Annotated in this window: 23 protein-coding genes; 6 read left to right on the top strand and 17 right to left on the bottom strand. The window is 44.3% G+C overall.

Features of this window, described 5'->3' with window-relative positions; translation table 11 throughout:
• Positions 1–6: 6 nt before the first annotated feature.
• The 6 genes from rplB to thiD all read right to left on the bottom strand — a co-directional run bounded on the left by rplB (position 7) and on the right by thiD (position 3,943).
• Positions 7–840 (bottom strand): 50S ribosomal protein L2, encoded by an 834-nt coding sequence (rplB, locus tag ENLAB_RS10555; RefSeq protein WP_005226912.1) that lies wholly within the window; start codon positions 838–840, stop codon positions 7–9.
• 39 nt (positions 841–879) lie between these two features.
• Entirely contained in the window at positions 880–1,173 is a 294-nt protein-coding gene (locus tag ENLAB_RS10550; protein ID WP_005226911.1) for a 50S ribosomal protein L23, read from the bottom strand.
• Positions 1,173–1,796 (bottom strand): 50S ribosomal protein L4, encoded by a 624-nt coding sequence (gene rplD, locus ENLAB_RS10545; RefSeq protein WP_005226910.1) that lies wholly within the window; start codon positions 1,794–1,796, stop codon positions 1,173–1,175. The genes ENLAB_RS10550 and rplD overlap by 1 nt, the downstream gene beginning before the upstream one ends.
• A gap of 29 nt (positions 1,797–1,825) precedes the next feature.
• A complete protein-coding gene (rplC, locus tag ENLAB_RS10540) occupies positions 1,826–2,455 on the bottom strand; it encodes a 50S ribosomal protein L3 (RefSeq protein WP_003127967.1) in 630 nt (209 codons plus the stop codon).
• Between the two features lie 22 nt (positions 2,456–2,477).
• Positions 2,478–2,786 carry a 30S ribosomal protein S10 gene (gene rpsJ / locus ENLAB_RS10535; RefSeq protein ID WP_003127966.1) on the bottom strand — a complete coding sequence of 103 codons (309 nt, stop codon included), beginning with the start codon at positions 2,784–2,786 and terminating at the stop codon, positions 2,478–2,480.
• 326 nt (positions 2,787–3,112) lie between these two features.
• On the bottom strand, positions 3,113–3,943 hold the full coding sequence (gene thiD / locus ENLAB_RS10530) for a bifunctional hydroxymethylpyrimidine kinase/phosphomethylpyrimidine kinase (protein ID WP_140965156.1): 831 nt from the start codon (positions 3,941–3,943) through the stop codon (positions 3,113–3,115).
• Positions 3,944–4,050: 107 nt separating this feature from the next.
• On the opposite strand from thiD, the gene ENLAB_RS10525 reads away from it, so the two are divergent.
• Both ENLAB_RS10525 and ENLAB_RS10520 read left to right on the top strand, forming a co-directional pair.
• Positions 4,051–5,496 carry an aminotransferase-like domain-containing protein gene (locus ENLAB_RS10525; protein ID WP_244351070.1) on the top strand — a complete coding sequence of 482 codons (1,446 nt, stop codon included), beginning with the start codon at positions 4,051–4,053 and terminating at the stop codon, positions 5,494–5,496.
• Positions 5,480–6,205, top strand: a complete 726-nt coding sequence (locus tag ENLAB_RS10520; protein ID WP_244351068.1) for a nitroreductase family protein — start codon at positions 5,480–5,482, stop codon at positions 6,203–6,205. Before ENLAB_RS10525 ends, ENLAB_RS10520 begins: the two co-directional genes overlap by 17 nt.
• A 131-nt stretch (positions 6,206–6,336) precedes the next feature.
• Here ENLAB_RS10520 and tuf read toward each other — a convergent pair whose 3' ends face one another.
• The 4 genes from tuf to rpsL all read right to left on the bottom strand — a co-directional run bounded on the left by tuf (position 6,337) and on the right by rpsL (position 10,792).
• A complete protein-coding gene (gene tuf / locus ENLAB_RS10515) occupies positions 6,337–7,524 on the bottom strand; it encodes an elongation factor Tu (RefSeq protein ID WP_005226902.1) in 1,188 nt (395 codons plus the stop codon).
• Between the two features lie 148 nt (positions 7,525–7,672).
• Entirely contained in the window at positions 7,673–9,757 is a 2,085-nt protein-coding gene (gene fusA, locus ENLAB_RS10510; protein WP_005226900.1) for an elongation factor G, read from the bottom strand.
• A gap of 80 nt (positions 9,758–9,837) precedes the next feature.
• Positions 9,838–10,308 carry a 30S ribosomal protein S7 gene (gene rpsG / locus ENLAB_RS10505; RefSeq protein WP_003127957.1) on the bottom strand — a complete coding sequence of 157 codons (471 nt, stop codon included), beginning with the start codon at positions 10,306–10,308 and terminating at the stop codon, positions 9,838–9,840.
• Between the two features lie 70 nt (positions 10,309–10,378).
• A complete protein-coding gene (gene rpsL, locus ENLAB_RS10500) occupies positions 10,379–10,792 on the bottom strand; it encodes a 30S ribosomal protein S12 (RefSeq protein ID WP_003127956.1) in 414 nt (137 codons plus the stop codon).
• A 303-nt stretch (positions 10,793–11,095) separates the two neighbouring features.
• On the opposite strand from rpsL, the gene rpiA reads away from it, so the two are divergent.
• The 4 genes from rpiA (at position 11,096) to ENLAB_RS10480 (ending at position 14,133) form a co-directional block, all read left to right on the top strand.
• Entirely contained in the window at positions 11,096–11,770 is a 675-nt protein-coding gene (gene rpiA / locus ENLAB_RS10495; protein WP_142962350.1) for a ribose-5-phosphate isomerase RpiA, read from the top strand.
• A gap of 152 nt (positions 11,771–11,922) precedes the next feature.
• Positions 11,923–12,504 carry a recombinase family protein gene (locus tag ENLAB_RS10490; protein WP_077453912.1) on the top strand — a complete coding sequence of 194 codons (582 nt, stop codon included), beginning with the start codon at positions 11,923–11,925 and terminating at the stop codon, positions 12,502–12,504.
• Positions 12,505–12,696: 192 nt separating this feature from the next.
• Positions 12,697–13,383 (top strand): 2,3-diphosphoglycerate-dependent phosphoglycerate mutase, encoded by a 687-nt coding sequence (gpmA, locus tag ENLAB_RS10485; protein ID WP_005226871.1) that lies wholly within the window; start codon positions 12,697–12,699, stop codon positions 13,381–13,383.
• Positions 13,384–13,485: 102 nt separating this feature from the next.
• Positions 13,486–14,133 carry an SGNH/GDSL hydrolase family protein gene (locus ENLAB_RS10480; protein WP_244351066.1) on the top strand — a complete coding sequence of 216 codons (648 nt, stop codon included), beginning with the start codon at positions 13,486–13,488 and terminating at the stop codon, positions 14,131–14,133.
• 53 nt (positions 14,134–14,186) lie between these two features.
• On the opposite strand, the gene ENLAB_RS10475 is transcribed toward ENLAB_RS10480, so the two are convergent.
• The 7 genes from ENLAB_RS10475 to ENLAB_RS10445 form a co-directional block, all read right to left on the bottom strand.
• Positions 14,187–15,374 carry an iron-containing alcohol dehydrogenase gene (locus ENLAB_RS10475; protein WP_077453914.1) on the bottom strand — a complete coding sequence of 396 codons (1,188 nt, stop codon included), beginning with the start codon at positions 15,372–15,374 and terminating at the stop codon, positions 14,187–14,189.
• Positions 15,375–15,572: 198 nt separating this feature from the next.
• A complete protein-coding gene (gene deoD, locus ENLAB_RS10470; RefSeq protein WP_005226852.1) occupies positions 15,573–16,277 on the bottom strand; it encodes a purine-nucleoside phosphorylase in 705 nt (234 codons plus the stop codon).
• Positions 16,278–16,302: 25 nt separating this feature from the next.
• Entirely contained in the window at positions 16,303–17,121 is an 819-nt protein-coding gene (locus tag ENLAB_RS10465) for a purine-nucleoside phosphorylase (protein WP_008376402.1), read from the bottom strand.
• 10 nt (positions 17,122–17,131) lie between these two features.
• Positions 17,132–18,298 carry a phosphopentomutase gene (gene deoB / locus ENLAB_RS10460; protein WP_244351064.1) on the bottom strand — a complete coding sequence of 389 codons (1,167 nt, stop codon included), beginning with the start codon at positions 18,296–18,298 and terminating at the stop codon, positions 17,132–17,134.
• 194 nt (positions 18,299–18,492) lie between these two features.
• Entirely contained in the window at positions 18,493–19,446 is a 954-nt protein-coding gene (locus ENLAB_RS10455; RefSeq protein ID WP_005232556.1) for an ABC transporter permease, read from the bottom strand.
• Positions 19,446–20,597 (bottom strand): ABC transporter permease, encoded by a 1,152-nt coding sequence (locus ENLAB_RS10450; RefSeq protein WP_305879421.1) that lies wholly within the window; start codon positions 20,595–20,597, stop codon positions 19,446–19,448. The genes ENLAB_RS10455 and ENLAB_RS10450 overlap by 1 nt, the downstream gene beginning before the upstream one ends.
• On the bottom strand, positions 20,590–22,200 hold the full coding sequence (locus ENLAB_RS10445; RefSeq protein ID WP_005232559.1) for an ABC transporter ATP-binding protein: 1,611 nt from the start codon (positions 22,198–22,200) through the stop codon (positions 20,590–20,592). Before ENLAB_RS10445 ends, ENLAB_RS10450 begins: the two co-directional genes overlap by 8 nt.
• Positions 22,201–22,207: the final 7 nt, after the last annotated feature.

The raw sequence follows: 22,207 nt of genomic DNA, 5'->3' as shown, positions 1-22,207 counted from the left end.
AGTATATTACTTAGTTTTACGACGACGAACGATAAGTTTGTCTGATTTTGCTTTTTTGTTACGTGTTTTGTAACCAAGTGCAGGTTGTCCCCAAGGAGAAACTGGTGCTTTACGTCCGATTGGTGCTTTACCTTCACCACCACCGTGTGGGTGATCATTAGGGTTCATTACGCTACCACGTACAGTTGGGCGTTTGCGCATCCAACGAGAACGACCGGCTTTACCGATGTTGATCAATTCGTGTTGTTCATTACCAACAGAACCGATTGTTGCACGACATGATGCTAAGATCATCCGTACTTCACCAGAGTTCAAGCGGATCAATACGTATTTGCCTTCTTTACCAAGTACTTGAGCACTTGTTCCAGCTGAACGAATCAATTGTCCACCTTTACCAGGTTTCATTTCGATGTTGTGGATAACAGTACCGACTGGAATATTTTCTAGTGGTAATGCATTCCCTACTTTAATATCTGCATCTGGACCAGAAACGACAGTCATGCCAACTTCTAATCCTTTAGGTGCTAAGATGTATGCTTTTACTCCATCCTCGTAATGTACTAACGCAATGTTAGCAGAACGGTTTGGATCATATTCAATCGTTTTAACCGTAGCAACGACGTTGTCTTTGTTACGTTTGAAATCGATCAAACGGTATTGACGTTTGTGACCGCCACCTTGATGACGAACCGTGATACGTCCGTTGTTGTTACGACCAGCATTGTTTTTCAAAGGAGCTAACAATGTTTTTTCTGGTGTTGAAGTTGTGATTTCAGCGAAATCAGAACTTGTCATATTACGACGGCCGTTCGTGGTAGGTTTGTACTTTTTAATCGCCACGTCTTTTTCCCTCCCATGTAAAGTTTATGCGTGAGTTGCTTATTCAGCAGCTTCGAAAATTTGGATTTCTTTAGAATCTTCAGTTAAAGTCACAACAGCTTTGCGACGTTTTTTTGTATATCCTGCATATTTACCCATGCGTTTGAATTTAGGACGAACGTTGATGATGTTCACGTTTGCCACTTTCACTCCGTCAAAGGCAGCTTCTACAGCTTGTTTTACTAAAGTTTTGTTAGCTTTTGTGTCCACTTCAAAAGTGTATTTCTTGTCATCCATGGCAAGCATTGATTTTTCAGTGATCACTGGGCGTTTAATAACGTCTAGTAAGTTCATTATGCAAGCACCTCCTCGATCTGAGTAAGAGCAGTTTGTGTCACTAACATTTTGTCGTTAGAAACGATGTCTAAAACACTAATGTTATCAGCAGTAACTACAGAAACTTTTGGCAAGTTGCGCGCAGATAAAGCGGCAAAGTCGTTTTCAGATTCTAAAACTACCAATACTTTAGAGTCAATTGTCAAGTTAGCTAAAACTTGTTTGAATTCTTTTGTTTTTGGAGCATCAAAGCTTAATCCTTCTACTGCTACCAAGTTATTTGAAGCAACTTTTTCTGACAATACAGATTTCATTGCTAAGCGACGAACTTTTTTAGGAAGTTTGTAGCTGTATGAACGTGGTGTTGGTCCGAAAACTACGCCACCTCCACGCCATTGTGGTGAACGGATTGAACCTTGACGGGCACGTCCAGTTCCTTTTTGGCGCCATGGTTTACGGCCACCGCCACGAACGGCACTGCGGTTTTTCACAGCGTGTGTTCCTTGTCTTAATGAAGCGCGTTGCATGATGATTGCATCATAGACAACTGATTCATTTGGTTCGATTCCGAAGATTTCTTCGTTCAATGTAATTTCGCCATTTTGGCTTCCATCTTGTTTGAATAATGCTACATTCGGCATTCCTTAGTTCCTCCTTTCTTCCTATCTACTTATTTAGCTTTCACAGCTGATTTGATTGTAATCAATGATTTTTTCGCGCCAGGTACATTACCTTTGATCAAGATAACGTTGCGTTCTGCGTCTACGCGTACGATTTCCAAGTTTTGGATCGTGATGCGATTTCCGCCCATACGTCCAGCAAGACGTTTGTTTTTGAATACACGGTTAGGTGCAACTGGACCCATTGATCCAGGACGACGGTGGTAACGAGAACCGTGAGCCATTGGTCCGCGGCTTTGTCCGTGACGTTTGATAACGCCTTGGAATCCTTTACCTTTCGAAGTGCCGGTTACATCGATGATGTCTCCTGCTTCAAAAATATCAACTTTGATTTCTGATCCTACTTCTAAGCCCTCTAGCTCTACATTCTTGAATTCGCGAATGAAGCGCTTAGGAGCCGTGTTTGCTTTTGCAACATGACCTTTCGCAGGTTTGTTAGACAAAACTTCACGCATATCTTGGTAGCCGACTTGAATTGCTTCGTAGCCGTCATTTTCGATTGTTTTCACTTGTAGCACTACGTTTGGTGTAGCTTCTACTACAGTTACTGGAATCAATTCGCCAGATTCAGTGAAGATTTGAGTCATTCCCACTTTTTTCCCTAAGATTCCTTTGGTCATGATTACACCTCCATCTTAATTATTATAGTTTGATTTCGATATTAACACCGCTTGGCAAGTCTAGCTTCATTAAAGCATCAACAGTTTTTGGTGTTGGATTCACAATGTCGATTAGACGTTTGTGTGTACGCATTTCGAATTGTTCGCGTGAATCTTTGTATTTGTGCGTCGCACGGATGATCGTGTATAAGCTGCGTTCAGTTGGTAATGGAATTGGACCAGATACGCCAGCTCCAGTTCTCTTTGCAGTTTCTACGATTTTATCCGCTGATTGATCTAAAATACGATGTTCATACGCTTTTAAACGGATACGAATTTTTTGTTTTGCCATTGTTTTCCCTCCTTCGCCTATTTTGAAAAGTAGACATAGCTCCACGAAAATTTTCCGTCACGCTCGTCCATGGCAAAGCGTCCGGGCGTGTCGCAACCTCTCGTTTCGTAGCCGGCAGAAAATTTCTTTGCTGCCAGTGTGACTTACGTATTTACGTAAACAGCACCTTTATGATTATATTACGGATAAACATTGATTGCAAGCTTTTTTTATGGAAAAACCGGGATTCTTTTGCATTTCTTTCAGAAAATTTTCTTTTAGTTTCGAAATAAAAAAAAGAAGCGTTGACCGCTTCTTCATTTCCTATTTATATAGAAGAAAACCTGCTATTGCGGCGCTTCCTCATTCATACGGCTTTGGGCGTGAGTATAGGCACCATGCCACACATGGCCCACATAAGGATTGATGACCACTCCTTCTTTGATTGCCGCTGTGACAAAGGCTTTCGCTAAGCGAACACTTTCCACGACGGGTTTGCCTTTTGCAAGACCGGCAGCGATTGCCGCTGAAAAGGTGCAGCCTGCCCCATGATTGAAATCAGTAGCGATTTTTTCACTTTCCAACAGGAGGAAGGATTCTCCATCATAAACAAGGTCGATGGCTTTTGCTCCTGGCAATCGATGACCGCCTTTGATCACGACGTATTTAGCACCTAATTGATGGATTTTTTCAGCAGCTTGCTTCATGGCTTCCACACTCGTCAAGTCCCCCAAACCTGAAAGAATCCCCGCTTCTACTAAATTAGGGGTGACAACATCTGCTAAAGGCAACAAATGCGTGATGATGGCATCGACACTTTTCGGCTGTAAGATTTCTGCGGTCCCTTTACAAGCAATGACGGGATCGATCACCACATTTTTGACTTGCTGCTGTTGGATCATCTTAGCTGCCTGTACAATATTGTCTTCATTGCCTAACATCCCCGTTTTAAGGGCATCCATCGGATCACCTGCAAAGGCGGAGATCAATTGTTTTTCGACAAGCGCTGGTTCCATTGCTGTTACTTCATGGCTCCAACCCGCTTGTGGATCCATCGTGACGATCGAAGCGATCGTGGCAAAACCAAAGACACCATACTCCTGAAACGTTTTTAAATCTGCTTCGATCCCGGCACCTCCGGTTGAATCAGACCCGGCAATTGATATGACTTTTTCCATCTTCCTCATCTCCTTGTGCTTTTTGCTAAGTATAGTCAATCTTCCCCTTGACGAAAAGAGCCATTTGGCTTATTTTTAAACCATCCAATTGAAAAAGGTGGTGTAGGATGGCTTCATCAAGTATCGACAAACAGAAGAAACAACCGATTTACCAGCAGATCGTGACTCATTTTATCGAAGAGATCCAAGCGGGAACCTATGGACCTGGGGATCGTTTACCACCAGAGCGCAGCTTGGCCCAGACTTTTGGCATCAATCGTTCCACCGTCGTCAAAGCGCTAGACGAATTGAAAAGCTTAGGATGGATCGAACGAAAACAAGGCAGTGGTTCTCGTGTGTTAGAAGGTCGCTGGGGGAACCGCCAAACCCCACTTTCTTATTTACGCTCGTCTTTAAGCAGCCCTTACTTGCAGCAAGACCCTTTCCTTCAACAAATCCAACATTTACGTGCTGAAAAAGATGTGCTGGATCTGTATACAGGTGACCTACCTGCCGATCTGATCCCCGACTTCACGTTTCCTGCCTTTACCTGGGAAGAGATTCGCAAAGAAAGCACCAAAATTTTGCCAACTGGTTACGAGCCTCTGCAAGAAATCTTATTGCAACACCTTGCGGATTCCTTCAATTTGCCCACTAGCGGTCAAAAACTAGTAATTACTGCCGGTTCGACACAAGGAATTACGTTACTAATGCAAGTGCTACTGCAAGCGGGGGACTGTATCGCGACAGAGGACCCTTCTTTCTTGTTCTCTCTCCCCTTGTTTTCCACGATGAATGTCCAGTTGATTGGGATCAAACAAGATAGCGAAGGGATGCGACCCGCCGCGTTGGAGAAAGTGCTGAAGGAAAAGAAGATCAAATTCGTCTATCTGAACCCCACCTTCCAAAACCCAACGGGCCATACTATGAGTGAGCATCGGCGCCAAGCGATCATCCGCCTTTGCCAGACCTACCAAGTACCGATCATTGAGGATGATGTTTTTAGTGAGTTGGCTTTTGATGAAGTGCCGTCCAAGCTAAAATCCATGGCTCCCGAAACTGTCATTTATTTAGGCTCGCTTTCAAAATTACTAGGATCCTCGATCAAAATTGGTTGGCTTTTGGTGCCAGAAGCGTTAGCCGACCAATTTGCCCAAGCGAAAAAACGGATGGCGATCGATACCACGATCTTCCCGCAAGTCCTTGCCAATATCGCCCTACGCTCCTCTGATTACCACCAGCAGCAGCGGACACTGCTTACAGAAATGGCCCAGCGCCAGCAAGACCTACATCAACTCTTGCTGGCATTTCAGGAGGATTGGCAATGGCAGTCGACGAAAGGCGGTCTTTACCTGTGGTTGACTTGGCGTCACCGCACATTGACTCGCAAAGATTGGTCGCTCTTTTTGGCGAACGATTGCTTAGTAGCACCTGCTTTTCTTTTCAGTAACGATACGAATGGCTTGCGTTTGAACTATACCCGCTTAGCTAAAGATGATTTACCACGATTTCAAGAACGATTCACAAAAATCACCCAACAGTTAAAGGAGCAAACCTATGAACGAAACCATTGAGCTTTTGCACAACCACCGCACTTACCGACAATTTGACCCTGACTATCGCTTGAGCCAAGAGCAAGTAACCGCGATTTTGACTGCCGCTCGTCAAGCACCAAGCTGGATGAATGGGCAAGCCTATTCGATCCTGGTGATCGACGACCCGCAGATCCGCCAACAAATGGTCGAATGGAATCCCGGCAATCCTCATATCGCAGCAAGTTCGCTCTTTCTGCTGTTTCTCGCAGATTTAAACCGAACCAAAAAAGTTGCTGACAAAAAACAGAGCCCCTATCCAATCGATGAGGGCTATCAGCCATTATTGATCGCCACCACTGATGCCAGCATCGCTTTGCAATCCGGTGCGATCGCTGCTGAATCACTGGGCTTAGGCACCGTCATTTCCGGTAGCGTCCGCAAAGACAGCGCCAAAATCGCTGAATTGTTGCACTTACCGGAATACGTCTATCCTGTGGCTGGCTTGAGCATCGGTAAACCAATCGTAGAAATGAAGGTCAAACCTCGCTTGCCAGAAGAAGCGGTCATTCATTACAACCACTACCAGGACTATTCTTATGATGCGGTCGAAGCCTACGATCAAACGATGACTGCTTTTGGAGAAGCCCGTGAGACCAAACCATGGTCAGAAAAATTTGCTGGGTTTTACAGCAATCGCCCTGACCAAGGATTTGACGCCTTCTTGAAGAAGCAAAAACTAATAAAATAAAAAGCACCACTCTCTTTAGCTTCGATGAACCTTAACGGATTCATCAACGCTAGTGAGAGCGGCTTTTTTTCTACAAGAGTCGAAAAAAAAAGAGCAAAAGCGCGTACGCTTTTGCTCTTCGATCAATCAAATTAAGCTTGGATTGAAGTTACAACGCCTGAACCAACAGTACGTCCGCCTTCACGAATTGAGAAACGAGTTCCGTCTTCGATAGCGATTGGGTGGATCAATTCAACGTCGATTGTTACGTTATCACCAGGCATAACCATTTCAGTTCCTTCTGGTAATTCAACAACACCAGTTACGTCAGTTGTACGGAAGTAGAACTGAGGACGGTAGTTAGTGAAGAATGGCGTGTGACGTCCACCTTCTTCTTTTGTTAAAACGTAAACTTCAGCTTTAAATTTTGTATGAGGTGTGATTGTACCAGCTTTAGCTAATACTTGTCCACGTTGGATGTCTTCACGAGCAACCCCACGTAGCAATGCACCAATGTTATCCCCTGCTTCAGCATAGTCTAACAATTTACGGAACATTTCAACACCAGTTACAGTTGTTTTAGCAGTTTCTTCAGCAATACCAACGATTTCAACTTCGTCACCAACGCGAACTTGTCCACGTTCAACACGGCCTGTAGCAACAGTACCACGTCCAGTGATTGAGAATACGTCTTCGACTGGCATCATGAATGGTTTGTCAGTGTCACGTTCTGGAGTTGGAACGTATTCGTCAACTGCAGCCATTAATTCCATGATTTTTTCTTCGTATGAAGCATCGCCTTCAAGTGCTTTCAAAGCAGAACCCGCGATTACAGGAACATCGTCGCCTGGGAAGTCATATTCTGACAATAAGTCACGAACTTCCATTTCAACTAATTCTAGTAATTCTTCGTCATCAACCATATCCATTTTGTTTAAGAAAACAACGATGTATGGTACACCAACGTTACGTGATAACAAGATGTGTTCACGTGTTTGAGGCATAGGACCATCAGCAGCAGATACTACTAAGATCGCGCCGTCCATTTGAGCAGCACCAGTGATCATGTTTTTAACGTAGTCCGCGTGTCCTGGGCAGTCAACGTGAGCATAGTGACGTGCTTCAGTTTCGTACTCAACGTGAGCAGTTGAGATAGTGATTCCGCGTTCGCGTTCTTCTGGAGCGCCATCGATTTGGTCGTAAGCTGAAGCTTGAGCCAAACCTTTTTTAGATAATACAGTTGTGATAGCAGCTGTAAGTGTAGTTTTACCATGGTCAACGTGTCCGATCGTACCAATGTTTACGTGGGGTTTAGAACGGTCAAATTTTTCTTTTGCCATTTTAAAATATTCCTCCTAAAAATGCAGTTTATTTTTTATATTTGATAGGTAGGGAGCCGCAGCTCCCCATCCCTTATCATCGATAATATTGTACACGAAACTCAGAAAAAAATATAGCTTTTTACTTAATTTCCTATACTTCCATCAATTATTCAGCTTTGCCGCCGTTTTTCTTGATGATTTCTTCTTGAACAGATTTAGGTACATCTTCATAGTGATCAAATGTCATCATGAACGTACCGCGACCTTGTGTTGATGAACGAAGTGTTGTTGCGTAACCGAACATTTCAGCTAATGGCACGATTGCGTTCACGATTTGTGAGTTACCGTGTGCTTCCATTCCTTCTACGCGTCCACGACGAGCAGTTACGTGACCCATAACATCACCTAAGTAATCTTCTGGTACAGTGATAACTACTTTCATCATTGGTTCAAGAATTACTGGGTTTGCTTTCTTCGCTGCAGCACGTAAAGCCATAGAAGCTGCAACACGGAAGGCAGTTTCACTTGAATCGACATCATGGTATGAACCATCATAAAGTTTTGCTTTGATGTCTACTAATGGGTAACCAGCTAAGACACCGTTCGCCATTGAGTCTTCAAGTCCTTTTTCAACTGCTGGGATGTATTCACGAGGAACCACACCACCGACAATCGCGTTTTCGAATTCGAAGCCTTTACCTTCTTCGTTTGGTGTAAATTCGACCCATACGTGACCGTATTGACCTTTACCACCAGACTGACGTACAAATTTACCTTCCGCTTGTGTTGCTGCACGGAATGTTTCACGATAAGAAACTTGAGGCGCACCTACGTTTGCTTCAACTTTAAATTCGCGACGCATACGGTCAACTAAGACGTCCAAGTGAAGTTCTCCCATACCAGCGATAACAGTTTCGCCTGTTTCAGCGTTTGTTTCCACACGGAATGATGGATCTTCTTCAGCAAGTTTTTGTAAAGCAACCCCCATTTTATCTTGGTCAGCTTTTGATTTAGGCTCAACAGCGACTTCGATAACTGGTTCTGGGAATTCGATTGATTCAAGGATTACTGGTGATTTTTCATCACATAGTGTATCCCCAGTTGTTGTGTCTTTCAAACCAACAGCAGCGGCGATATCGCCTGAGTATACTGTTTGGATTTCAGCACGAGTGTTGGCGTGCATTTGTAGAATACGACCGATACGTTCGCGTTTGCCTTTTGAAGCATTCAATACGTATGATCCAGAGTTCAAGATACCTGAATACACACGGAAGAATGTCAAACGACCTACGAATGGGTCAGTCATTACTTTAAATGCTAATGAAGCAAATGGTGCTTCATCGTCAGCCGGACGATCAGTTTCTTCGTCTGTTTTAGGATTGATCCCTTTAATCGCAGGAACATCAAGTGGTGAAGGCAAGTAGTCGATGACTGCATCCAACATCAATTGAACCCCTTTGTTTTTAAAGGCAGATCCGCAAAGAACAGGGAAAAAGTCAACAGTCAATGTTGCTTGACGAATACCAGCTTTCAATTCTTCTTCAGTGATTTCTTCACCTTCCAAGAATTTCATCATTAGTTCTTCATCAGTATCCGCAACAGCTTCGATTAATTTTTCGCGCCATTCTTCAGCTAATTCTACGTATTCTTCAGGAATTTCAGTCTCTTGGATTTCAGTTCCTAAGTCATTTGTGTAGATTTCAGCTTTCATTTTTACTAAGTCGATAATACCAGTAAAGTCATCTTCCGCACCAATTGGTAATTGGATTGGGTGAGCATTTGCTTGTAAACGATCATGTAAAGTTGATACAGAGTATAAGAAGTCTGCACCAATTTTGTCCATTTTGTTACAGAATACAACACGTGGTACGCGGTAGTCTGTCGCTTGACGCCAAACTGTTTCTGTTTGAGGTTCTACACCTGATTGTGAGTCCAACACAGTTACAGCACCATCAAGTACACGCAATGAACGTTGCACTTCGATTGTGAAGTCCACGTGTCCTGGTGTGTCGATGATATTTACGCGGTTTTCTTTCCATTGCGCAGTTGTCGCAGCAGAAGTGATTGTGATCCCACGTTCTTGTTCTTGTTCCATCCAGTCCATTTGAGAAGCACCTTCATGTGTTTCACCAATTTTATGGATTTTACCTGTGTAATAAAGGATACGTTCAGTTGTCGTTGTTTTACCAGCGTCAACGTGGGCCATGATCCCGATATTACGAGTTTTTTCTAGCGAAAATTCTCTTGCCATTCTAGGTTGTTCCCCTCTCATTCTTACTTAACTTAAGCTAAGGTTGTCTCAGTACCTTCCAATAAAAAGCAGTGAGGATCTTACCAACGATAGTGAGCAAATGCGCGGTTGGCTTCCGCCATTTTGTGTGTGTCTTCGCGTTTTTTCACAGAAGCACCAGTGTTGTTTGCTGCATCCATGATTTCTTTTGCAAGACGTTCTTCCATTGTGTGTTCGCCACGCAAACGAGCGTAGTTTACCACCCAACGAAGACCTAGAGTTGTACGACGTTCAGGACGTACTTCTACTGGTACTTGGTAGTTAGAACCACCGACACGGCGAGCTTTAACTTCCAATACAGGCATAATGTTTTTCATTGCTTGTTCGAAAACTTCCAATGGATCATTTCCTGTAGATTCTTTGATAATGCCAAAAGCATTGTAGATAATATTTGCAGCAACACCGCGTTTACCATCAACCATTACACGGTTGATCAAACGAGTTACTAATTTTGAGTTATAAATAGGATCTGGTAAAACATCACGTTTTGCAACAGGACCTTTACGAGGCATCCGTAACTCCTCCTTCCGAGATATCAGTTCTGATTTAAATAAGATTCATTTGATCTGTTTGTCTTAAAGATTAAGCTTTAGGACGTTTTGTACCATATTTAGAACGAGATTGTTTACGATCGTTAACACCGGCAGTATCCAATGCACCACGAACGATATGGTAACGTACCCCTGGTAAGTCTTTTACACGTCCACCACGTAACAAGACCACGCTGTGTTCTTGTAAGTTGTGTCCGATACCTGGAATATAAGCTGTCACTTCAATCAAGTTTGACAAACGAACACGCGCATATTTACGTAGAGCTGAGTTCGGTTTTTTCGGTGTCATAGTTCCCACACGAGTAGCTACCCCACGCTTTTGAGGTGAGTTAACATTCGTTTGAGCTTTCTTGAAACTGTTATATCCTTTGTTCAATGCTGGTGAATTTGATTTTTCAACCTTGGATTTACGAGGTTTACGTACTAATTGATTAATTGTAGGCATCCCTAGTTGTCCTCCTTCCTTGATTCGCTTTATAGTCCCACACATCCAGGTGGTTCTTTTTTTGCGATAAAAAATAATGCATTCTCTGCATTCATATCAACTATGCTTTGATAGACAGTCAGCACGTCTCCAACGAGAGACCTGTAGATAAAGCACCTTTGATAGAATATCATGCTTATTCTTACCTGTCAAGTATCCTCCCGAGCTTTTTTCAAAAGAAATCTGTTACGAAAAAATCCGCAATTTTTACACTTCTTCCTATATAATAGAAACAAAGCATCTATTAAAAAAGGCGGGAAGAAAATGAACCTAAAAGAAATGGTCGGCATTGAAGCGGCTGGTTATGTAAAAGACGGCATGGTGGTTGGTTTGGGCACTGGCTCAACAGCCTACTATATGATCGAAGAACTGGGACGACGCGTAAAAGAAGAGGGTCTATCGATCACTGGTGTCCCCACTTCTTGGGCATCGAAAAGACAAGCAGAAGGGCTAGGCATCCCGATTCGCACCATTGATGAAGTGGATGCTGTGGATCTTACGATCGACGGTGCAGATGAGATCAGCAAGGATTACCATGGGATCAAAGGGGGCGGTGCGGCTCTTTTGTTTGAAAAAATCGTGGCGTCTAACTCCAAGAAAGTCTTGTGGATCGTCGATGAATCCAAAATGGTCGAGACACTTGGTGCCTTTCCCCTTCCAGTGGAAGTGATTCCTTATGGTAGTCAGCAACTGCTACGTCTTTTCGATAAGAAAAACTATCGTCCAAAACTACGTTTAAATGAAGAAGGCGAACCATTGAAAACAGATTGTGGCAATTACATCATCGATCTCCATCTAGAAACCATCACAGCACCTAACGAATTGGCACAAGAATTAGATGCTACGGTCGGCGTGGTGGAACACGGTTTGTTTTTGGATATGGTTCACACCATCATCATTGGTCTACCTACAGGACCAAGTACAAAGCAGGTCCGCTAAGAATAACAAAAAAGAAGAAGCCTTATCGCTTCTTCTTTTTTTGTTATTTATCTTCAACCATACTTGTTTTTATACTTTTTTGTGCAAATTACCCTATCATTTAAGAAGTAATTATGATACATTCAATAAAAAGGGAAAGGTAGGAGGGTTTTATGAAAATCATAGGTTATGCTCGCTCAACGATTACCGATAACTCCACAAGTGAACAAATAAACAAACTTAAGGAATTCGGTTGTAATGACTATTTCCACGAAACCTATAGCTTGGAAGAAAGTGAAGAAAATCATTCATTGGAGTCAGTGGTGGCCCAGATGCAGCCCGGCGACACTTTAGTTGTTACGGAACTGCATCGTTTAGGAAAAACGACCAGACAGCTGACCGAGCTTACTGATCTATTAAAGCAGCGAGAACTACATTTGGTTTCGTTAGCAGAAAACATCGACACGCGTGAACCGATGGGTGAAGTATACTTCAATTTGATGGAAGGACTTGCGATCATGGAACGCTCATTGATCAAAGAGCGCACGCTAGTCGGCTTAAACAAAGCCCGCAAAAAAGGCAAAATTGGCGGTCGTCCGAAGATCGATCCGAAGACGATCAAAAAAATCCGTCATTTGTACTACGAGAAAAAAGAAACGATTCAATATATTTCTGAGAAATGCGGTGTTTCTGTAGGTACCTGCTACAAATACATAAAATTATCCGAAGAAGAATGGCGCAAGTTACGTTCATAGTTGTCGACTCTCCTAGAACAGCATAAAACAAAAGCGGTCCGTTTTTTAAAGATCCTCATTTGTTTTTCCTTAAGAATGGCGTTTTCCCCAGCTTTTCCTCCAAAACCATGGAAATTCTTTGAGAAAGAGTGTACAATAAATACGGAATTGAAAATTTCAGAAAAATATCGAATATCTAAAGGAGAGTTTTACATGCCAAAATTAGTATTTTCTCGTCATGGACTAAGCGAATGGAACAAATTAAACCAGTTTACCGGTTGGGCTGATGTTGATCTAGCGCCAGAAGGTGTCGAAGAAGCAATCGAAGGCGGACGTAAAATCAAAGAAGCAGGCATCGAATTTGACGTTGCTTACACATCTGTTTTAACTCGTGCCATCAAAACTTGTAATTACATTTTAGAATATTCTGATCAACTTTGGGTACCAACGATCAAATCATGGCGCTTAAACGAACGTCATTACGGTAAATTACAAGGTTTAAATAAAAAAGAAACTGCTGAAAAATACGGTGACGAACAAGTACACATCTGGCGTCGTTCTTACGATGTTTTACCTCCATTGATGGAAGCTTCAGATGAAGGTTCTGCTGCAAACGACCGTCGTTATGCAATGCTTGACCCTCGCGACGTACCTGGTGGCGAAAACTTAAAAGTTACTTTAGAACGTGCATTGCCTTTCTGGCAAGATGAAATTGCCCCAGCATTAAAAGACGACAAAACTGTCTTAGTTGCGGCTCACGGAAACTCTCTACGCGCATTAGCAAAACATATCGAAGGTATTTCTGACGAAGATATCATGGATCTTGAGATCCCAACTGGTCAACCACTTGTTTATGAATTGAACGATGATTTGACTGTTGCAAAAAAATACTACTTATAAGCCTCGCTTATCGCTGCCCTTTTTTAAAAAAGGGCAGTTTTTTTATTGGCATTTGCTCCCCCCCTCTCTTATAATTGAGGGCGTACTCGAAAGGAGCTTATTATGAAACTAGTCAAAAATGATACCGTTTTATTTTTAGGTGACAGCATCACAGATTGCGATCGTGATCGCCAAGATCTCCACGATTTAGGACATGGGTTTGCCCGTCTCGTTGCCGATCAGCTGGCAGAAACATTCCCCACTGCAGGATTTACCTTTTATAACCGCGGGATTGGTGGCAACAAAGCTGCCGATGTCTTAGCCCGTCTCCAAGAAGATTGCCTCCAATTAGCGCCTGACGTTTTGGTCTTTATGATTGGGATCAACGACACGTGGCACAATGCCGGTGGTCCCGATTTTGGTTCAGAAGAGGCCGCAACATCCTTTGAGGCAACCTACCGTCAAATTCTGGAACAAGTGACCCAACAGGGGATCACACGGATTTTCTTACTGGAACCTTTTGTTTTGCCATATCCTGAAGATCGCCAAACCTGGCGCATCGATCTTGATCCGAAAATCCAAATCGTTCGTCGCTTAGCTGCCGCCTTTCATTGTCAGCTGCTGCCGCTGGATGGCTTGTTTGCCGAAGCAGCCGTTGCTAGCTCCCCACAGGCTCTGACAGGCGATGACGGTGTGCACCCCACTCCTGCTGGACACGCCTTGATTGCAGATCAGCTAATGACCCGTTTGGCTTTTTCTTCTGAAGGGTAAATAAACAGACCGCTCCGCGACAACCAAGTCGCAGGAACGGTCTTTTTTTATGATTAGAGATAGGTTGAAGGAGTCAATGAATCTTGGTAGATTGCAATCACGTCTTCTTCTTGCAGCGGTACATAGGCATTTGTTGCAATCGAGCTGAATTGAACTGCTTGAGCCGCCATTTCAGCAAAATGGGTGTCATCGGCGATCCCTACTTCTGGCAAAGTCATCGGAATATCGCAAGAAGCAAAAAAGTCATAGAGTTTTTGAATCCCCATTCGGGCAGCTAATTCTGGCACTGCTTCTTGGACACCAAAGACTTCTCTGGCAAAACGCGCAAATTTCGGCGCCGTTTCTTCATTCAATACATGAAGCATCCAGCGTGGGGTCAGGATCGCTAAGCCGATGCCATGAGTAATGTCATAAAACGCACTCAACTCATGCTCCATCGCATGACAAGACCATGCTCCACCTTTGCCGCTTCCAGTCAAACCATTCAAGGCTAAGGTGCTCGCCCACATCAAATTCGCCCGTGCATCATAGTCCGTGGGGTCCTTTAATGCGATCGGCAGATTTTTAATGACTGCTTTTAGCAATCCTTCTGCTACACCGTCTTGGACATCTGTTCCTTCTGTTTTACTGAAATAATTTTCAATCAGATGACTCATGATATCCGCTGAACCGGCAGCCGTTTGATAGCGACTGACACTAAAGGTCGTTGTTGGATCTAAAAAGGATACTTTCGGTAAAAATTCGGGTCCGTGAACACCAAGTTTTTGTTTCGTTTCTAGATTAGAGATCACCGCGCCGCGATTCATTTCACTGCCGGTAGCCGCAAGTGTCAAGATCGTTACTAATGGAATCGCTGGTCCTTGATAGCTGCGGGAAAGCACTAAGTCCCAAGGCTCTTGCTCACTGCAAGCTGCCCCAGCGATCACTTTACTGCAATCAATGACAGAACCGCCGCCAACAGCTAAAATGACGTCGATCTTTTCTGAACGACAAAGAGCGGCTCCTTGATGAACGGTTTCGATTCGTGGATTTGGATCGACACCAGTCAATTCAGTGACTTGATTGCCGTTGGCAGTCAATTGCGCCATGACTGCATCGTACAAACCGTTTTTCTTGATACTGCCGCCACCATAGACTAGCAAGACGTTTTTTCCAAATGTATTCAGTACTTCTGGCAGCTCGTTCAGACGGTCTTTCCCAAAACGAATGTCCGTCGTTACATGAAACGTAAAATTATTCATTGTCTCGTCTCCTTTTCACACCTTTTCTTTTCATTAAACCATTTTCTGGCAAAAGTGCAACGCTTCTTCGTGGCTTTTTGCCAACAAAAAAAGATAACACATTCTCGGTTGCATGCAAACCAATACGATTTGGCTGCTTGCTCTATCCAAAGCAAGCAGCCTTCGCATCGTTCATGCACCGATCCTGTGGTATCTTTTTTACGCGATCGCTGTTTCTAAGCCAACTTTGATCATGTCGTTAAATGTCGTTTGTCTTTCTTCTGGCGTTGTTTCTTCTCCAGTGATGATGTGGTCGCTGACGGTACAGATCGCTAAGGTTTGAACGTGGAATTTCGCCCCTAAATAGTATAAGGCTGCGGCTTCCATCTCAACACCCATCACTCCAAGGTCTGCCAACTGCAACGTTTCCGTCATGTCATCTTTGTAGAAGGTATCTTCAGATAAGATGTTGCCGACGTGGGTCGTAAATCCTGATTCGATCGCTGTATCATAGGCTTTACGCAACAGTGCAAAGTCAGCGATTGGTGGGAAATGGAAACTTTGGAAGTTTTTTGCCACCATCGATGAACTTGTTGCTGCCGCTTGGGCAATCACAAGATCACGCACGTGGACATCTTTTGAGATGGCACCACACGTACCGACCCGAATCAATTTCTTCACGCCGTAAGAGTTGATCAATTCATGGGCATAGATGCTCGCTGAAGGCATGCCCATGCCGGTTCCTTGGACAGAGACCCGCTCGCCCTTATAAACGCCTGTATAGCCCAGCATCCCCCGAACATTGTTGTAACAGATCGGGTCTTCTAAAAATGTTTCAGCAATATATTTTGCCCGCAGTGGATCACCTGGTAACAAGATTTTGTCTGCGATCTCGCCTGCTTTTGCTTCGATATGAACGCTCATTCGTTTTTCTCCTTTGGTCTGCTTTTTATAGTACTGCTAACGTTTCTTTGATCAACGCTTTAAATTCTGCCTTGACCCGTTCCGTCGTTTCCACGACTTCTTCGTGATTCAAGCTCGCTTGCATACCAGCAGCCAAGTTTGTGATACAAGAAACACCTAAGACTTTCAAGCCGCTGTGAACAGCAACGATCACTTCTGGGACAGTCGACATACCGACAGCATCGGCACCGATCGTCCGAGCAAAGCGGATCTCTGCTGGCGTTTCATACGTAGGACCTGAGAAGCCCATATAGACGCCTTCTTTTAAGTGCAATCCTTTTGATGCGCCAACTTTTTGTGCCGCTTCCCGATAAGGCAAATGGTAGGCTTGGCTCATATCTGGGAAACGTGGACCCATTTCTTCTTCGTTTTCACCAATCAGTGGGTTGTCCCCCATAAAGTTGATTTGATCGGTGATCAACATCAAGTCTCCAGGCTGGAAGCTTTCGTTCACACCGCCACAGGCATTGGTCACGACTAAAGAATGAGCTTTCAATGCCGCCATCACACGGACGGGGTAAGTGACCGTCTGCATCGAATGGCCTTCATAATAATGGAATCGCCCTTGCATCGCTAAGACTTTTTTCCCAGCTAATGTTCCATAGACCAATTGTCCGGCATGACCGACCACTGTCGAAACAGGAAAATGCGGGATATCGTTGTAAGGCAACACGATTGGGTTTTCGATCTCATCGGCTAATTCCCCTAAGCCAGAACCTAAAATCAAGCCAAATTCCACTTCACCGACGCCGCTTCCTTTGATAAATGCCGTTGTTTCTTGTAATTTCTCATGTAACGTTGTCATTTCATCACCTCTAGTTTAAATGTTTTAAAAAGCTAGTTCCGTTTTCTGTAGCTGAAACACCAAAGTTTTCAGCGATCGTTGCGGAAATATCCGCATAGTAGCCTTGTGGCAATTTTCCTTGGCCTTGGAATTTCTTGCTGTAGGCTAATAATGGCACATATTCTCTCGTGTGATCCGTTCCCGTAAAGGTTGGGTCATTGCCGTGGTCAGCTGTGATCAATAACAGATCCTCATCTCCCATTGCTTCTAAGAGTTCTGGAATACGCAGATCAAAATCTTCAATGGCGTGGGCATACCCTACGACATCGCGACGGTGACCATAAAGCGCATCGAAGTCAACCAAGTTCGTAAAGCTTAGACCCGTAAAGTCTTGTTTCATCACTTTCATTAATTGATCCACACCGTCCATATTGCTCTTCGTCCGTACAGAATCGGTGATTCCTTGTCCGTTAAAGATATCATTGATCTTCCCAACGGCGATCACATCTTTTCCAGCTTCTTTCAATGAATCTAACACTGTATGGCCAAATGGATCGAGTGCATAGTCATGACGATTACTCGTACGAGTAAAGTTTCCAGGCTCACCGACATACGGACGCGCGATAATGCGGCCGATCATATACGGCTCATCTTTCGTGATATCCCGAACGTACTGACAAATACGATACAATTCTTCTAATGGAATGATTTCCTCATGAGCGGCAATCTGCAACACTGGGTCAGCCGAAGTGTAAACGATCAGATCGCCGGTCTTCATTTGATGTTCGCCAAAGTCATCAATGACTGCTGTCCCAGAATACGGCGCATTGCAGACGATTTTGCGTCCAGAGAACGCTTCGATCTGTTGCAATAATTCATCGGGAAACCCATCTGGAAATACGCGGAAAGGCTTTTGGATATTCAAGCCCATGATCTCCCAGTGACCCGTCATCGTATCTTTCCCAACAGAAACTTCTTCCAATTTGGTTGCATACCCATCATGGTCAGCTACCGCCTTTACGCCTTCTAAAGGACGAATCGTACCTAGGCCTAATTGTTCCAAGTGAGGGATCGTTAAGCCTGCTTCTTTTGCAATATGGCCTAATGTATCTGAACCGACATCACCAAAAGCTGCCGCATCAGGTGCTTCACCAATTCCGACTGAATCCATCACGATCAAGTGTACACGTTTAAACATTCTATTCCCTACTTTCTTTATTTTATGCTTTTACAAGCGGATCTACTACCTCTATCATACTAAACTTAAGCAAAAATTGCGCTGGGTTGCTTTGGAAATTTCCTGACGCTTCCCTTTCACCCAGAGGATAGAAAAAGGGCAGGACACAGCAACACATTCATGTCCCATAGCCCCACCCTTTCATACTGAAAAAATTATTTAGATTTAATGTAGTTCTTCCCATTAGCTTTCGGACCAGCAGCTTTTCCAAGGAAAAGAACGAGCACGATGATCGTCAAGGCATAAGGCGCAGCTTGTAAGTAAACCGCTGGAATGGAAGAGATGATTGGCAATTGGCCACCTACGATACTGATGTTTTGCGCGAAACCGAAGAAAATCGCTGCGCCCATCGCACCAAGTGGATTCCATTTACCAAAGATCATCGCAGCCATCGAGATAAACCCTTGACCGGCGATCGTTGTCACGGCAAAGCGACCCGCGATCGATTGAGCAAACAAGGCACCGCCCATCCCGCCAAGGAATCCAGAGATCAAGACGCCTGAGTAGCGCATCACGTAAACATTGATCCCTAAGGTATCCGCTGCTTGTGGATGCTCACCGACAGAACGAAGACGCAACCCAAAGCGTGTTTTGAAAATCACGAACCACGCGATCACTGAGATCAAAATAGCGAAGTACGCCGGTAAGAATGTTTGATTAAAGAAAATCGGGCCAATGATAGGAATATCTTTAAGGATCGGGAAATTGAAATACCCCAATGTCCGTTGGATGTTATCCGTTTGCCCTTTGTTGTAGATCGCTTTGACTAAGAACACGGCCAAAGCTGGTGCCATCAAGTTCATCACCGTACCACTGATGATGTGGTCTGCACGGAAATTGATGGTTGCCACCGCATGCAGCAAGGAGAAAACCACACCGACAAGTCCGCCGACGAGCATCCCTAACCACGGTGTCCACGCACCGAATTGTGACGCAAATTCAATATTGAAAACAATCGAGCTAAAAGCACCCATAACCATGATTCCTTCAAGACCCACGTTAACGATCCCGCTTCGCTCTGAGAACACGCCACCTAGCGCCGTCAAAATCAGAGGAGACGCATAAATCAATGTTTGAGTGACGATCGAAGAAATTAAACTAATATCCATTAGATGGTTCCTCCTTCCTGATCTTGATCGTTTGGTTGGGCTTCAATCTCCTGTACGACCAGCGCTTCTTTTTTGCCGTCAAAGATTTTTGCCAACAAGAAACGAATCACAAAACTGATCGCTACGAAGAAAATAATAATTGCGATATTGACATCGACTAATTCAGATGGAATACCTGCAAACTGCATGCCTTGTCCACCTAATTTCAAAATACTGAACAAGAGGGCTGAAAGCAAGATTCCGATCGATGAGCCGCTTCCTAACAAGGATACAGCCATACCGTCAAACCCGATGCTTAATGATGACCCTTGAACGAAGAAGTTTTCAAACGTTCCTAGCCCTTGAACAACTCCACCTAATCCGGCAAGTGTTCCAGAGATGATCATGGAGATAATGATCGTCCGTTTGCTGCTCATCCCCGCATATTCAGAAGCGCTTGGGTTCAAGCCCACCGCGCGGATCTCATAACCAAGAGTGGTTTTTTTCATCAAGAACCAAACCAAAACTAAGAAGATCAAGGCTAAGAAGATCCCTAAGTTCAAGCGAGAGTTACTCGTGATGCTTGCTAGAAACGGCGTCTGCATGGAGGCATTTTCCCCCACCATTTTCGTGACCCCTTTTGTCGTGATCATGGATTCACTCATCACATTATTGACTAAATGGTTCCCCGTATAAAGCAAGATATAGTTCATCATGATCGTCACGATGACTTCACTTGTTCCAAAGAATGCCCGTAGGAAACCAGGAATCGCAGCTGCGATCGCCCCGCATAAAGCCCCTACGATCACGGCTAATGGCAAGACCACCAACCGAGGTGCATCCGGCATCGCCAGTGCGACCCAGATACTGGCCACCCAACCTGCTAGCGCTTGACCAGAAAGACCGATATTGAAGAATCCGGCTGAGTTTGCAACGGCAAATCCCAAAGCAGTAAAGATCAAGGGTCCTGATGTAACAAAAATCTCACCAATGTTGCGGGCATTTAACCCACCCGTTTGTCCGTTGATAAAAACGGTCCGAAACATTTGTGTATACCCTGTGATTGGGCTGTAGCCGAAGGCCGCCATGATGATCCCGCCAAGGACGAATCCCAACAAGACAGCGATGATCGGCACTAATATATTGCGGATCTTTTCTTTGCGGTTATTCAACCGAACCACCTACTTCCTCCATTTGCAGCTCTCGTCTTGCTTCCTCCAAGGAGTACCCTGCCATCAACAAGCCAAGCTCTTTCTCTGATGTTTCTTTCGGATCAACGACCCCAACGATCTCACCAGCATGAATAACAGCAATGCGGTCTGATACATTCAAAATTTCATCTAATTCAAAGCTGACTAACAACACCGCTTTGAATTTATCCCGCTGTTCAATCAAGCGTTTGTGGATAAATTCGATCGCTCCGACATCCAACCCACGGGTCGGATTGGCAACGATCAATAGATCAGGATCGCGGCTGATTTCTCGTGCGATGATCGCTTTTTGTTGATTCCCGCCGGACAATGCCCGTGCTGGTACGATCTCGTTGACTGTTCGTACGTCAAATTCTTGAATCAAGTCACGAGCAAACTCGTTGATCTCTCCATAATCCAAGACACCTGCATTACTCAAAGGTTTTTTGTAGTAGGTTTGCAAGGCGATGTTTTCTGATAACATCATATCCAAGACAAGTCCGTATTTGTGACGGTCTTCTGGCACATGGCCAACGCCGGCTTCGGTGACTTTCCGAGGCTTGAAGTTGGTGATGTCATCGCCATTCAGCAAGACCTTGCCACTTTCGACTTTCCGTAAACCAGTGATGGCTTGTAACAGCTCTGATTGCCCATTGCCATCGATACCAGCAATCCCCAATACTTCACCTGCACGTACTTCTAAGCTTAAGTTTTTGACTGCTTCTAAGCCGCGGTTTTCTTTTACGACTAAGTTTTCAACAGAAAGCACGACTTCTTTTGGTGACGCCTCTTTCTTCGGTGTCTTGAAGGACACAGAACGACCAACCATCATATCGGCCAACTGTTGTGAGCTGACGTCTTTGACATTGACAGTGCCGATCCCTTGCCCCCGACGGATAACTGTACAGCGGTCTGCCACCGCTTTGATCTCATCCAGTTTGTGGGTGATCAAGATGATCGATTTCCCTTCACGCACCAATCCGCGCATGATCTCGATCAGCTCTTCGATTTCTTGCGGTGTCAAAACTGCCGTTGGTTCATCAAAAATCAGTACATCTGCGCCGCGGTAAAGAGTCTTCAAGATCTCTACCCGTTGTTCCATCCCAACAGAGATGTCACGCACATAAGCATCCGGATCAACCGATAAACCATATTGTTCAGAAACTTTTTTGATTTCTTTGCGGGCTTTCTTGCGATCTAACACACCGAGATGATGTGGTTCGCTCCCCAAAATGATATTTTCTGTTACAGTAAAGGCATCTACCAGCATGAAATGCTGATGCACCATACCGATCCCCAATTTGTTTGCTGCGGTCGGACTCGTGATATTCACTTTTTCACCATTCATCCAGATCTCACCAGATGTTGGTTCCAATAATCCTGACAGCATATTCATCAAGGTCGACTTGCCCGCTCCATTTTCACCAAGCAATGCGTGGATTTCTCCTGGCCTTACTTGCAAGTTGACATCGTCATTGGCTTTGAACGTTCCAAACTCTTTGGTGATATGACGCATTTCTACAACATATTTTTCCTCAGCCAAATTACTCACATCCTTACTTTCTAATTCGCTTATACAAACCATTCGTCAT

This window comes from Enterococcus innesii, assembly GCF_022846515.1.
Taxonomy (GTDB): Bacteria; Bacillota; Bacilli; order Lactobacillales; family Enterococcaceae; genus Enterococcus_D; species Enterococcus_D innesii.
The sequence above is the reverse complement of the archived record's forward strand: the minus strand, read 5'-3'. Positions and strand labels throughout refer to the sequence as shown.

Excerpts from the sequence above, each read along its gene's own strand:
- ENLAB_RS10520 (WP_244351068.1), top strand. The coding sequence starts at position 5,480 with ATGAACGAAACCATTGAGCTTTTGCACAACCACCGCACTTACCGACAA.
- gpmA (WP_005226871.1), top strand. The coding sequence starts at position 12,697 with ATGCCAAAATTAGTATTTTCTCGTCATGGACTAAGCGAATGGAACAAA.
- ENLAB_RS10480 (WP_244351066.1), top strand. The coding sequence starts at position 13,486 with ATGAAACTAGTCAAAAATGATACCGTTTTATTTTTAGGTGACAGCATC.
- ENLAB_RS10455 (WP_005232556.1), bottom strand. The coding sequence starts at position 19,446 with ATGGATATTAGTTTAATTTCTTCGATCGTCACTCAAACATTGATTTAT.
- ENLAB_RS10465 (WP_008376402.1), bottom strand. The coding sequence starts at position 17,121 with ATGACAACGTTACATGAGAAATTACAAGAAACAACGGCATTTATCAAA.
- thiD (WP_140965156.1), bottom strand. The coding sequence starts at position 3,943 with ATGGAAAAAGTCATATCAATTGCCGGGTCTGATTCAACCGGAGGTGCC.
- deoB (WP_244351064.1), bottom strand. The coding sequence starts at position 18,298 with ATGTTTAAACGTGTACACTTGATCGTGATGGATTCAGTCGGAATTGGT.
- deoD (WP_005226852.1), bottom strand. The coding sequence starts at position 16,277 with ATGAGCGTTCATATCGAAGCAAAAGCAGGCGAGATCGCAGACAAAATC.
- tuf (WP_005226902.1), bottom strand. The coding sequence starts at position 7,524 with ATGGCAAAAGAAAAATTTGACCGTTCTAAACCCCACGTAAACATTGGT.
- ENLAB_RS10525 (WP_244351070.1), top strand. The coding sequence starts at position 4,051 with ATGGCTTCATCAAGTATCGACAAACAGAAGAAACAACCGATTTACCAG.
- rpiA (WP_142962350.1), top strand. The coding sequence starts at position 11,096 with ATGAACCTAAAAGAAATGGTCGGCATTGAAGCGGCTGGTTATGTAAAA.
- ENLAB_RS10550 (WP_005226911.1), bottom strand. The coding sequence starts at position 1,173 with ATGAACTTACTAGACGTTATTAAACGCCCAGTGATCACTGAAAAATCA.
- ENLAB_RS10475 (WP_077453914.1), bottom strand. The coding sequence starts at position 15,374 with ATGAATAATTTTACGTTTCATGTAACGACGGACATTCGTTTTGGGAAA.
- rplC (WP_003127967.1), bottom strand. The coding sequence starts at position 2,455 with ATGACCAAAGGAATCTTAGGGAAAAAAGTGGGAATGACTCAAATCTTC.
- rplD (WP_005226910.1), bottom strand. The coding sequence starts at position 1,796 with ATGCCGAATGTAGCATTATTCAAACAAGATGGAAGCCAAAATGGCGAA.
- ENLAB_RS10490 (WP_077453912.1), top strand. The coding sequence starts at position 11,923 with ATGAAAATCATAGGTTATGCTCGCTCAACGATTACCGATAACTCCACA.
- rpsG (WP_003127957.1), bottom strand. The coding sequence starts at position 10,308 with ATGCCTCGTAAAGGTCCTGTTGCAAAACGTGATGTTTTACCAGATCCT.
- ENLAB_RS10445 (WP_005232559.1), bottom strand. The coding sequence starts at position 22,200 with ATGGTTTGTATAAGCGAATTAGAAAGTAAGGATGTGAGTAATTTGGCT.
- rpsJ (WP_003127966.1), bottom strand. The coding sequence starts at position 2,786 with ATGGCAAAACAAAAAATTCGTATCCGTTTAAAAGCGTATGAACATCGT.
- rpsL (WP_003127956.1), bottom strand. The coding sequence starts at position 10,792 with ATGCCTACAATTAATCAATTAGTACGTAAACCTCGTAAATCCAAGGTT.
- fusA (WP_005226900.1), bottom strand. The coding sequence starts at position 9,757 with ATGGCAAGAGAATTTTCGCTAGAAAAAACTCGTAATATCGGGATCATG.